This window comes from Bradyrhizobium sp., from assembly GCF_049581145.1.
In the GTDB taxonomy this organism is placed as follows: Bacteria; Pseudomonadota; Alphaproteobacteria; order Rhizobiales; family Xanthobacteraceae; genus Bradyrhizobium.
Genome location: NZ_JBAURI010000740.1, coordinates 1 through 11,336 on the forward strand (window position 1 = coordinate 1; position 11,336 = coordinate 11,336).

Below are 11,336 nucleotides of genomic sequence, written 5' to 3' on the forward strand. Positions count from 1 at the left end.
GGCCGGCACCGTCGACGGCCAGCCGCCGCGTCGGCGGCTCAAGCCCGACGACGATCCGTTCGGCGCGGTCGGCGACTATGCCGGCAGCTTCCTGGTCAAGTCGGCGGTCGAGCTCTACGGCGGCTACGACACCAATCCCGGCCGGCTGCCGGAGCAGCGCGGCCTGCCGCTGTATGTGGTGGCGCCAGAGTTTCTGGCGGTGTCGGACTGGGACCGCCATGCGCTGGTTGCGGATCTGCGCGGCTCCTTCACCGGCTATGGCGGCACGCTGCCGCCGCGCGTCGACGGCCTGGTCAGCCCGGCGCCCACCAACGTCGCCCGGCCGGATTTCACCGGCCATGTCGACGGCCGCCTCGATGTGACAGAGGACACCGACCTCACCGCGCAGCTGCGGCTGCGCGTTGCGACCGACAACCCCGGCAGCCCGAACATCCAGTCCGGCCTCGCCAGCTATCCGGTCTACACGACGTTCGGCGGCACCTTCGGCTTCGACCAGCGCTTCAACCGCCTGCAGATCTCGGGCGGCGCGACCGTCGACCGCACCTCCTATCAGGACTCCACGCTGACCGACGGCAGCCTGTCGAGCAATGACGACCGCAACTTCAACCAGTATGGCGGCGTCGGGCGCGTCTCCTACGAGCTGACGCCCGCCGTCAAGCCGTTCGTCGAGGTCGAGAGTGACACCCGCGTGCACGATGAGCAATTCGACCGTGATGGTTATGAGCGCGATTCCAACGGCGGCTATGCCAAGGCCGGCACCTCGTTCGAGTTCACCCGCCTGCTCACCGGTGAACTCTCGATGGGCTATGCGACGCGCAACTACATCGATCCCCGGCTCGACCGGCTGCAGGGCCTGCTCACGTCGGCTTCGCTGGTCTGGACCGCGACGCCGCTGACCACCGCGAAATTCTATTCCGACACCCAGATCGCCGAAACCACGCTGCCTGGCAGTTCGGGCGTGCTGGTGCATACCTACACGGTCGAGGCCGATCACGATTTCCGCCGCTGGCTGACCGGCATCGGCAAATTCACCTACGGCACGCTCGATTATCAGGGCATCGGCCGCGACGACAGGACCTACACCGTCGAGGGCGATCTGATCTACAAGCTGACCCGCAGCCTCTGGATCAAGGGCACGCTGCGCCACGATGTTCTGGATTCCAACGTGCCGCTGTCGAGCTCGGCCTCGACGGTGGTGATGCTTGGCGTGCGGCTGCAGAATTGAGAGGGAGCCGCTCCCTCCACCGTCATTGCGAGCGCCAGCGAAGCAATCCATCGCGCCGCGTGACAGCGAGCCGGATCGCGTCGTCGCAAGGACTTCGCGCAATGACGGCGGATGGCGCGGACGACGCCGTTTCCGCATCACGCTTCACGGCGACAACCCCGGGCCGCTCCTCGTCAACGCTGCGAGGATCCTCTCGAACTGCGCGGCGAGATCGTTGCCGATGACGCGCACCGCGAGCACGGTCGCAGTCCCAGAGATCGTGGCCAGTACGGCATATTGCACGGAGAAGGACGCTCGCCGGTCGGCGAAAAAGGTCGTCAGCGAAACGCGCTTCAGCGCGCGGGTCCCATCCCCGTTGGCGGTCTCATTGTCCATCAGTGAGCTCGGAGACCCGGCGTTGCAGCCGCGCGATTTCGGCCTTGCGCATCCTGAGCTTGCGCGAGACGTCGAGTGAAATGACCCGGGAGTCGTCATCGCTGGTGAACCGCAGCCCCGCTTCCAGTCCGTCGCGCCAGACCAGCCGGGCGCGGAACGTTCCTTCCTTGCGTGCGATGGTGAGATCGAATTCGTCCGGCAGCAGCACGGTGCCGGACATCGCGATCTTGGCGCCAGCCGACGAGAAGTTGCGCACCACGCAATCGAGCGTCGACTGCCGTGCGTTGAACGCGATGACGCCGCCATAAAAGCTCTTGCCTCGGGGATACCGCCGCCGTTCCATGTGCAACCCCTTCGTGTTTACGGTTCTCTAACCACGTTTTGATCGTTCTCGCACCGATTGCGGTAAGTCGCCACCGCATCCTCCCGTTAGGGTTAAGGCGCCCGGGACGCCTCGGTGAGTGGCGCCACGTCATCTGGTTCAATTGTCCAAGACCGCGCGAGACCCTTCGTCATTGCGAGCGGAGCGCGGCAATCCATCGCGCCACGAAACAGCAGGGTGGATGGCTTCGTCTCGTGCCGGGCTCGTCGGCGGCGAGCGCCAGCATGGTGTCGCGCATGGCTTCTTCGTGACCGCTTCTGGTGTTGATCGCGGCGGAACTGGTCAGCATGCGCGAGCCTTTGATAGCGGCGTGTCGTTCGTCGAGCCTGCCTTCGCAGTTGCACCGCGCCATCTGGAACTCGCGCGCGCCGCGCCGACGATGAACGACCTATCAGCGTACCGTCGGCTGCGAAAAATCTGGTCGCGAGGTATGGTCGTACTCGGAACGGGCGTGCCCGGCGCCGCGCTGGTGTCTTCGACACGCGCTCATGCGCGGGATGCGCGCGCCCATCGTCGTCATGCGACGCCGTTCAAGCTCCTACTTGTTTTCACCGCGCAGCCTTGGATTGACCGGGTGCCGGCCACGATCGAACGGCAGTGTCGTCCCCAAGCCGAGGAGGACACTGGGTGGAACAACACAAATTGCCGGGTATTCAAATTGCGCGCGCCGTTGCAGCGTTGAGCATCGCGTATTTCCATTCCTGGGTTTCGATTTTTCGTTTTCCGAAGGACACCGCGTTTCCGATCCCGGTCCTGGCCACGCATGGCTGGCTCGCGGTCGACCTGTTCTTCGCGATCAGCGGCTTCGTCATCTGTCTGGTGGCATCGCGTCCGACCTTCGACATCGTCTCTTTCCTGACCAAGCGGGTGTTCCGGTTCTATCCGCTCTGGCTCGTGACGCTGACGACGTTCGCCGTGCTGGCGCTGGCCTGGCGCGGGCCGCGCGACACGGAAACGCTGGGCTATTTTCTCTACTCGGCGACGCTGCTGCCGACCGCCGAGTTTCCGTTCTACGATATCGGCTGGAGCCTGCAACATGAGATGGTGTTCTACCTGATCGCTGCATTGACCGTTCCGATCTTCGGTCTTTACGGCTTGGCCGCCGTGCTCGCCGCGTCGACGCTCGCATTTCACACCATCGATATGCCGGCCGCGGTCGGCAACTTCGCGATGTACCACGCCGAGTTTCTGGCCGGCGTACTGGTGTTCATGGCGCGGCGGCAACTGGCGCGGTTCGGATACTGGCTGCCATTGGTCGTGGGCGCTGTAAGCTTCTGGTATTTCGTCGCGATCTGGGGCGACCGCCGCTATCTGCCGATCGCGCTGTTCTTCCTGATCGCGGGCTTCGCAAACGTGCCTGACAAGGCGTCGCGCTGGCTGACAAGGGCCGGCGCTCTCGGCGATGCGTCGTATTCGATCTATCTGCTGCACCCGCTGGTGTTCATCATCGCATCCGCGCTGGTCAGCAAGGTCACGCCGCCGATCTGGTCGGAAGAGCTGATCCGCGGCGGATGCTTCGTCGTGATCCTGCCGATGGCTTTTGCAAGCTGGCGATATTTCGAGCGGCCGCTGATCGGCATCGGCAATCGGCTTGCGGCTCGCCTCGTGGGGCCGGCCGGCCAGAACATGCGCGGTGGGCTCGAACTGCAACCCGAGATGTCGCGCAGCCTCGCCGTGCGCATCAACACCAATCGCGTCGTCCCCGCCTTGAGCCGCGATCCGTAAGCCACCGACCTCGCCATCCTGCGCCGGGGTGAGTTGCCGATCACCGACAAAACATCGGCGTTACCGGTTCCCGTCCGGATCACGCGCATGCCTCGGCGGTGACGGCGGTGGTGACGACTGCCGGACAATGCGGCTGTGACGGCGGCGGTCGTGACGGACACCGCCGCGGGCACCGGCGGTCGTCGGTCTTACGCCAAAGTCTACGCCGGCAAATTCGTCGTGCCCATCAGGAACTGGTCGATCGCCCGCGCGCAGAGCCGGCCCTCGCGGATGGCCCAGACCACCAGTGACTGGCCGCGCCGCATGTCGCCGGCCGCAAACACGTTCGGCCGCGAGGTCTGGTAGTCCGCGAAATTGGCGCGGACGTTGCCGCGCGGGTCGAGCTCGACAGACAGCGTCTTCAACAGGCCCTCGTGCACCGGATGCACGAAACCCATCGCGAGCAGCACGAGGTCGGCGTCGAGATCGAACTCGGTGCCGGGCACCGGCTTGAACTTGTCGTCGACCTGCACGCAATGCAGCTTTTCGACCTTGCCGTCGCTGCCCGAGAAGCGCTGCGTCAGCACGGCAAATTCGCGCCGCGCGCCTTCGGCCTGGCTCGATGAGGTCCGCATCTTCAGCGGCCAGTTCGGCCACGTCAGGCCCTTGTCCTCGTGCTCGGGCGGTGCCGGCATGATCTCGAGCTGGGTGACGGATTTGGCGCCCTGCCGGAACGAGGTGCCGATGCAGTCGCTTCCGGTGTCGCCGCCGCCGATCACGACGACATGCTTGCCGCCTGCGAGAATGTCGGCTGCGCCGTGAGCCGGCTCGTTGCTGACGCGGCGGTTCTGCTGCGGCAGGAAATCCATCGCGAAGTGAATGCCTGTGAGATCGCGGCCCGGGATCGGCAGGTCGCGCGGGGCTTCCGCGCCGCCGGTCAGTGCCAGCGCGTCATATTCGTTGAGCATCTCGCGTGGATCGATGCTGACGCCGACATGGGCGCCGTAATGGAAGGTGACGCCCTCGGCCTCCATCTGCGCGACGCGGCGGTCGATGACGCCCTTCTCCATCTTGAAGTCGGGAATGCCGTAACGCAGAAGGCCGCCGGCCTTGGCGTATTTCTCGAACACATGCACGTCGTGGCCGGCGCGCGCGAGCTGCTGCGCGCAGGCAAGTCCGGCCGGACCGGAGCCGATGACGGCGACCTTCTTGCCGGTCTTGTGCGCAGCGATCTCGGGCCTGACCCAGCCGTTCTCCCAGGCGCGATCGACGATCGCGCATTCGATGGTCTTGATGGTGACCGGGTTGTCATCGATGTTGAGCGTGCAGGAGGCCTCGCACGGGGCGGGGCAGATCCTCCCGGTGAACTCCGGGAAATTGTTGGTCGAGTGCAGGTTGCGAGCGGCTTCTTCCCAATTGCCCTGATAGACCAGATCGTTGAAGTCGGGGATCTGGTTGTTGACCGGACAGCCCGGCGTGCCCGGCGCCACCGAACCGGTGCCGTGGCAATAGGGAATGCCGCAATTCATGCAGCGCGCGGCCTGGTCGCGCGTCTCCCTTTCCGACAACGGCACCACGAATTCGTGAAAATGCTTCACGCGCTCGGTGACCGGCGCGTATTTGCGATCGTGACGCTCGATTTCCAGAAAACCTGTGACCTTGCCCATTTAAGCCTGATGCCCCTGCGTTCTCTTCGGTCTGTCTCTGCCACCCTTGCGGGATGGTTGGTTGCTCGAGACGGCCCCTCCCGTCATTGCGAGGAGCGAAGCGACGAAGCAATCCATTCTGTCTTCCCGCGGTGGGATGGACGGCTTCGTTGCGCTCGCAATGACGATCGAGGGCTCCCGTGTTGCTATGCCCCGATCGCGATCTTCGGCTCGGCGTCGGCATTGGCCTTCAATTCCCGCAGCGCGCGGCGGTATTCCACCGGCATCACCTTGCGGAATTTCGGCAGGAACGCCGTCCAGTTCGCCAGGATGTCGGCGGCGCGCCTGGAGCCCGTGGCCTTGGCGTGGCGCGTGATCAGGACGTGCAGGCGCTCGACATCGGCATCGAGCAGGTTGTTGAACACGTCGACCCGGCCATGGGCCTCGAGATCGCTCATCTGGCCATAGGCGTTCTCGTTGACCAGCTCCTCCGACAGGACCGGCTCAAGCTCGACCATCGCCAGATTGCACAATTTGGCGAAATCGCCGGCCTCGTCCAGCACGTAGGCGACGCCGCCCGACATGCCGGCCGCGAAATTGCGGCCGGTCTTGCCGAGCACCACGACGATGCCGCCGGTCATGTATTCGCAGCAATGATCGCCGGCGCCTTCGACGACAGCCACGGCACCTGAATTGCGCACGGCAAAGCGCTCGCCGGCGATGCCGCGGAAATAGCATTCGCCTTCGATCGCCCCGTACATCACGGTGTTGCCGACGATGATGCTCTCCTCCGGCACGATGCCGGAATTGCGCGGCGGCTTGACGATGATGGTGCCGCCGGACAGGCCCTTGCCGACATAGTCGTTGCCTTCGCCTTCGAGCTCGAAGGTGACGCCCTTGGCGAGCCATGCGCCGAATGCCTGGCCCGCGGTGCCCTTGAGGCTGACATGGATGGTGTCGTTGGGCAGCCCTTCATGGCCGTAGATCTTTGCAACCGCGCCCGACAGCATCGCGCCGGCGGAACGGTTGGTGTTGTTGATTTCGGTCTCGATCCTGACCGGCGCGCCGCGGTCGAGCGCGGGCTGCGCCTGCGCCATCAGCCGGCGGTCGAGCACGGCGTCGAGATGATGATCCTGCGCCTCGGCGCGATAGATCTTCTGGCCCATTTCCTCCTTCTGCCGCACGAACAGCTTCGAGAAGTCGAGCCCCCTGGCCTTCCAATGCGCCACCAGCGTGCTCTGGTCCAGCATCTGGGTCTGGCCGACCATCTCGTTGAAGGAGCGGTAGCCGAGGCTCGCCATGATCTCGCGGACTTCCTCGGCGACGAAGAAGAAGTAGTTGATGACGTGCTCGGGCTGGCCGGTGAAGCGCTTGCGCAGCACCGGGTCCTGGGTGGCGACGCCGACCGGGCAGGTGTTGAGATGGCACTTGCGCATCATGATGCAGCCGGCCGCGATCAGGGGTGCGGTGGCGAAGCCGAATTCGTCGGCGCCGAGCAGCGCGCCGATCACGACGTCACGCCCGGTGCGGAAGCCGCCGTCGACCTGTACCGTGATGCGGCTGCGCAGCCGCTCCCGCACCAGGGTCTGGTGGGTTTCGGCGAGCCCAATCTCCCAGGGGCTGCCGGCATGCTTGATCGAGGTGAGGGGGGAGGCGCCGGTGCCGCCCTCGAAGCCCGCGATGGTGACGTGGTCGGCGCGCGCCTTCGCCACGCCAGCCGCGACCGTGCCGACGCCGACCTCGGAGACCAGCTTGACCGAAACCATTCCGTCCGGGTTGACGTTCTTCAGGTCGTAGATCAGCTGCGCCAGGTCCTCGATCGAATAGATGTCGTGATGCGGCGGCGGCGAGATCAGGCCGACGCCCGGCGTCGAATGCCGCACCCGCGCGATCACGGCGTCGACCTTATGGCCGGGCAACTGGCCGCCTTCGCCGGGCTTGGCGCCCTGCGCCATCTTGATCTGCATCATGTCGGAGTTGACGAGATATTCGGTGGTGACGCCAAAGCGGCCCGAGGCGACCTGCTTGATCGCCGAGCGCATGGAATCGCCGTTCGGCAGCGGCTTGAAACGGTCGGATTCCTCGCCGCCCTCGCCGGTGTTCGACTTGCCGCCGATCCGGTTCATCGCGATCGCAAGCGTCGTGTGGGCCTCGCGCGAGATCGAGCCGAAACTCATCGCGCCGGTGGCGAAGCGCTTGACGATGTCCTTGGCCGGTTCGACCTGGTCGAGCCTGACCGGCTTGCGCTTCTCTTCCTCCGCGGTCCTGATCCGGAACAGGCCGCGCAAGGTCACCAGCCGCTCGGACTGCTCGTTGAGGATCTTTGCGAACGCCTGGTAGCGCTCCTTGGAATTGCCGCGTGCGGCATGCTGCAGCGTGGAGACGGATTCCGCGGTCCAGGCGTGATCCTCGCCGCGGGTGCGATAGGCATATTCGCCGCCGACATCGAGCGCGGTCTTGTAGACCAGCGCATCGCCGAATGCATCGGTATGGCGGCGGGTGGTTTCCTCGGCAATCTCGGCCAGGCCCACGCCCTCGATCCTTGTGTCGGTCCCGGCGAAGTACTTTGCGACGAAATCGGCCTTCAGCCCGACGGCATCGAAGATCTGCGCGCCGCAATAGGACTGGTAGGTCGAGATGCCCATCTTCGACATCACCTTCAACAGGCCCTTGCCGATCGACTTGATGTAGCGCTTGACGATCTCGTAGTCGTCGAGCGCGGCCGGCAGGCGGTCCTTCATCGCGATGATGGTCTCGAAGGCGAGATAGGGATTGATCGCCTCGGCGCCATAGCCGGCGAGGCAGGCGAAATGATGCACCTCGCGCGGCTCGCCGCTTTCGACCACGAGGCCGACCGAGGTGCGCAGTCCGACGCGGATCAGATGATGATGCACGGCGGCGCAGGCGAGCAGCGATGGAATCGGGATCCGGTCCGCCCCGACCATGCGGTCGGACAGGATGATGATGTTGACGCCCTCGCGCACCGCGGCTTCGGCCCGCGCGCAGAGCTCATCGAGCACCTGCTCGAACCCGGCCGTGCCGAGGTTGGCGTCGAAAGTGGTGTCGAGCGTGCGCGACTTGAAATGGCTGTCGCCGACCTCGGAGATCGAGCGGATCTTTTCCAGATCCGCGTCGGTCAGGATCGGCTGCCGCACCTCGAGCCGCTTGGTGGAGGCGAGCCCCTGCAGGTCGAACAGGTTCGGCCGCGGCCCGATGATCGAGACCAGGCTCATGACCAGCTCCTCGCGGATCGGGTCGATCGGCGGGTTCGTCACCTGCGCGAAGTTCTGCTTGAAATAGGTGAACAGCGGCTTCGGCCGGTCCGACAGCGCCGAGATCGGCGTGTCGTTGCCCATCGAGCCGTTGGCCTCCTCGCCGGTGGAGGCCATCGGCGTCATCAGGATGTTGATGTCTTCCTGGCTGTAGCCGAACGCCTGCTGGCGGTCCAGGAGCGGCAAGTTGGAGCGCACGCCCTTGGTCGGCGCATCCGGCAGCTCCTCCAGCACGATCTGGGTGCGGTCGAGCCAGGCGCGATAGGGGTTCTTCCTGGCGAGCTGGGCCTTGATCTCGTCGTCGGGGATCAGCCGGCCCTGCTCGAGATCGACCAGCAGCATCTTGCCCGGCTGCAGCCGCCACTTGGTGACGATCTCGTCCTCCGGGATCTTCAGCACGCCCATCTCGGACGCCATCACGATGCGGTCGTCCTTGGTGACGAGATAGCGCGCCGGCCGCAGGCCGTTGCGGTCGAGGGTGGCGCCGATCTGGCGGCCGTCGGTGAAGGCGATCGCCGCCGGGCCGTCCCACGGCTCCATCATCGCGGCGTGATATTCGTAGAACGAGCGGCGCTCCTCATTCATCAGGGGATTGCCGGCCCAGGCCTCCGGAATCATCATCATGACCGCGTGAGGCAGCGAATAGCCGCCCTGCACCAGGAATTCGAGCGCGTTGTCGAAGCAGGCGGTATCGCTTTGGCCCTCATAGGAGATCGGCCACAGCCTGGTGATGTCCTTGCCGTACAATTCCGAGGACACCGAGGCCTGCCGCGCCGCCATCCAGTTGACGTTGCCGCGCAGCGTGTTGATCTCGCCGTTGTGGGCGATCATCCGATAGGGATGCGCCAGCGACCAGGTCGGGAAGGTGTTGGTGGAGAAGCGCTGATGCACCAGCGCCAGCGCGCTGTCGAAATCCGCTTCATGCAGATCGGCATAATACTTGCCGAGCTGGTCGGCCAGGAACATGCCCTTGTAGATCACGGTGCGGCACGACATCGAGCACGGATAATAGCCGGCGAGCCCGCGCTCGCGGCGCTGATAGATCGCCTGCGAGATCGACTTGCGCAGGATGTAGAGCCGGCGTTCGAATTCGTCTTCGGTCGTGGCGGCGCCATTGCGGCCGATGAAGACCTGCATGTGGGTCGGCTCGGTCGGCTTGACGGTGACGCCGAGCGAGGCGTTGTCGGTCGGCACGTCGCGCCAGCCGAGCAGCATCAGGCCCTCGGCCTTGATCTGGTCGGTGATGATGCTCTGTATCACCTTGCGCCAGGCGGTTTCCCTCGGCATGAACAGGGCGCCGATGGCGTATTCGCCGGGCGCCGGCAATTCGAAGCCGAGCTCGGCGGTCTTGCGCTTGAAGAAGGCGTGCGGGATCTGCACCAGGATGCCGGCCCCGTCGCCGAAGCGGGGGTCGGCGCCGACCGCGCCGCGATGCTCGAGATTGCAGAGGATGCTGAGCGCGTCGGAGACGATCTGGTGCGACTTCCTGCCCTTGATGTTGGCGATGAAGCCGACGCCGCAGGAATCCTTCTCCTTCGCGGGATCGTAGAGGCCTTCCGCGGGCGGACGCCAGCTGTGCTCGCGGGGAATATCCTCGCCCGCAAACGCATCCGAGGGTTCGGCCGGTTTCGAGCTCAACGCCACCGAAGTCACGTCTTGGATGATGTTTCCGTGCTCGAATTCCGACCCGCTCATCGTGGCGTCCTCTCCGGTAAGGCCTCACCGTTATCATTCATTGTCCGGCGCACCTTCGGCCGTCGCGGCACCCTTCGGGCCACCGCTCGTCCACGAAAGCGAGCCGCATTTTCAGAATTCAGGCCAGGCGTTCGACGTCCCCGACGAGCGTCTCTGCCTGCACCTTCACGGCGCAAGGGCGCCGAATTCCCGCTGCAATACCCGTGCCGTAATCCCGCCGGGTTGCACCGAATTTTGAGACAGCTTTGCTGTCCTAACTCCGACCATGCCAAATTTTTATCTATCACACAAGCGCGTGAAAGTCGCCGCCCCGTTGCTCCAAGCGCGCCCATGAAATGGCGCGCTGAAGGATTGAGGCGCAGCTGCCGCGATCCTGCCCAAGGACCGCCGGAATCGCCGCCGAGTTTGCCTCCCGGGGGTGCAACAGGAGTGACGGGCGATGAAGTTCGTTGGTTGGGCCGTGTCGGCCGGATTGATTTTGGCGGCGTCCGCCGCAGGTGCTCAGACGCTGGTCCCTGGTGATGCAGGCCGGTCGTCCTACAGGACGGCGTCCGATTTCGATGGGCCTTACGATCCGGGCCCGCCGCCGGTGCGGCAGGCGCCCAGATATCCCGATGAGCGCTCTTACGATCCGGGTCCAGGCTACGGTCCCAGCCCGGGCTACGGTCCTGAACCGGGCTACGGTCCTGAACCGGGCTACCGTTCGGGACCGGGCTACGAGGCGCCGCGCGCGCCAGCCTACGGTTACGGCCCGGAGATCATTCCGCCGCAGGAAGTCTACGCCGTGCTGCGCCAGAGCGGCTTCTCGCCGCTCGGCGTGCCGCATCTGCGCGGCTACGTCTACATGATCGCGGCGCTCGATCGCGGCGGCGAAGACGGCCGGGTGATCATCGATGCCCGTTCGGGGCGCATCCTGCGCTTCGTGCCGGCGTCGCGCTGGGGCAGCAATGGCGGTCGCGACATGAGCTCGATCTATGGCTCGCAGGCGGCGCTGCCGCCGCCGACCGTGATCTACGGCACGCCGCGGCCCCCCGCGC

7 protein-coding genes and 1 pseudogene are annotated in these 11,336 nt (G+C 65.3%); 4 read left to right on the forward strand and 4 right to left on the reverse strand.

Annotated features, from left to right (window positions below; translation table 11 throughout):
• Window positions 1-1,225: outer membrane beta-barrel protein (locus WCB02_RS24230; protein ID WP_423962143.1), on the forward strand; the 1,225-nt coding region annotated here is incomplete at its 5' end.
• A 144-nt stretch (window positions 1,226-1,369) separates the two neighbouring features.
• Here WCB02_RS24230 and WCB02_RS24235 read toward each other — a convergent pair.
• On the reverse strand, window positions 1,370-1,600 hold the full coding sequence (locus tag WCB02_RS24235) for a hypothetical protein (protein ID WP_423962144.1): 231 nt from the start codon (window positions 1,598-1,600) through the stop codon (window positions 1,370-1,372).
• Window positions 1,590-1,943, reverse strand: a complete 354-nt coding sequence (locus WCB02_RS24240) for a PilZ domain-containing protein (protein ID WP_423962145.1) — start codon at window positions 1,941-1,943, stop codon at window positions 1,590-1,592. The genes WCB02_RS24235 and WCB02_RS24240 overlap by 11 nt, the downstream gene beginning before the upstream one ends.
• Window positions 1,944-2,085: 142 nt before the next feature.
• On the opposite strand from WCB02_RS24240, the gene WCB02_RS24245 reads away from it, so the two are divergent.
• Entirely contained in the window at window positions 2,086-2,664 is a 579-nt protein-coding gene (locus WCB02_RS24245) for a hypothetical protein (RefSeq protein WP_423962147.1), read from the forward strand.
• On the forward strand, window positions 2,610-3,707 hold the full coding sequence (locus tag WCB02_RS24250) for an acyltransferase family protein (protein WP_423962149.1): 1,098 nt from the start codon (window positions 2,610-2,612) through the stop codon (window positions 3,705-3,707). The genes WCB02_RS24245 and WCB02_RS24250 overlap by 55 nt, the downstream gene beginning before the upstream one ends.
• A 200-nt stretch (window positions 3,708-3,907) precedes the next feature.
• Here the strand turns inward: WCB02_RS24250 and WCB02_RS24255 are convergent, their stop codons facing one another.
• Both WCB02_RS24255 and gltB read right to left on the reverse strand, forming a co-directional pair.
• Complete coding sequence (locus tag WCB02_RS24255; RefSeq protein WP_423962150.1) at window positions 3,908-5,353, reverse strand: glutamate synthase subunit beta; 1,446 nt, start codon at window positions 5,351-5,353, stop codon at window positions 3,908-3,910.
• Window positions 5,354-5,538: 185 nt separating this feature from the next.
• On the reverse strand, window positions 5,539-10,299 hold the full coding sequence (gltB, locus tag WCB02_RS24260) for a glutamate synthase large subunit (protein ID WP_423962152.1): 4,761 nt from the start codon (window positions 10,297-10,299) through the stop codon (window positions 5,539-5,541).
• Between the two features lie 439 nt (window positions 10,300-10,738).
• On the opposite strand from gltB, the pseudogene WCB02_RS24265 reads away from it, so the two are divergent.
• Window positions 10,739-11,336: pseudogene (locus tag WCB02_RS24265) on the forward strand (hypothetical protein); the annotation flags it as partial.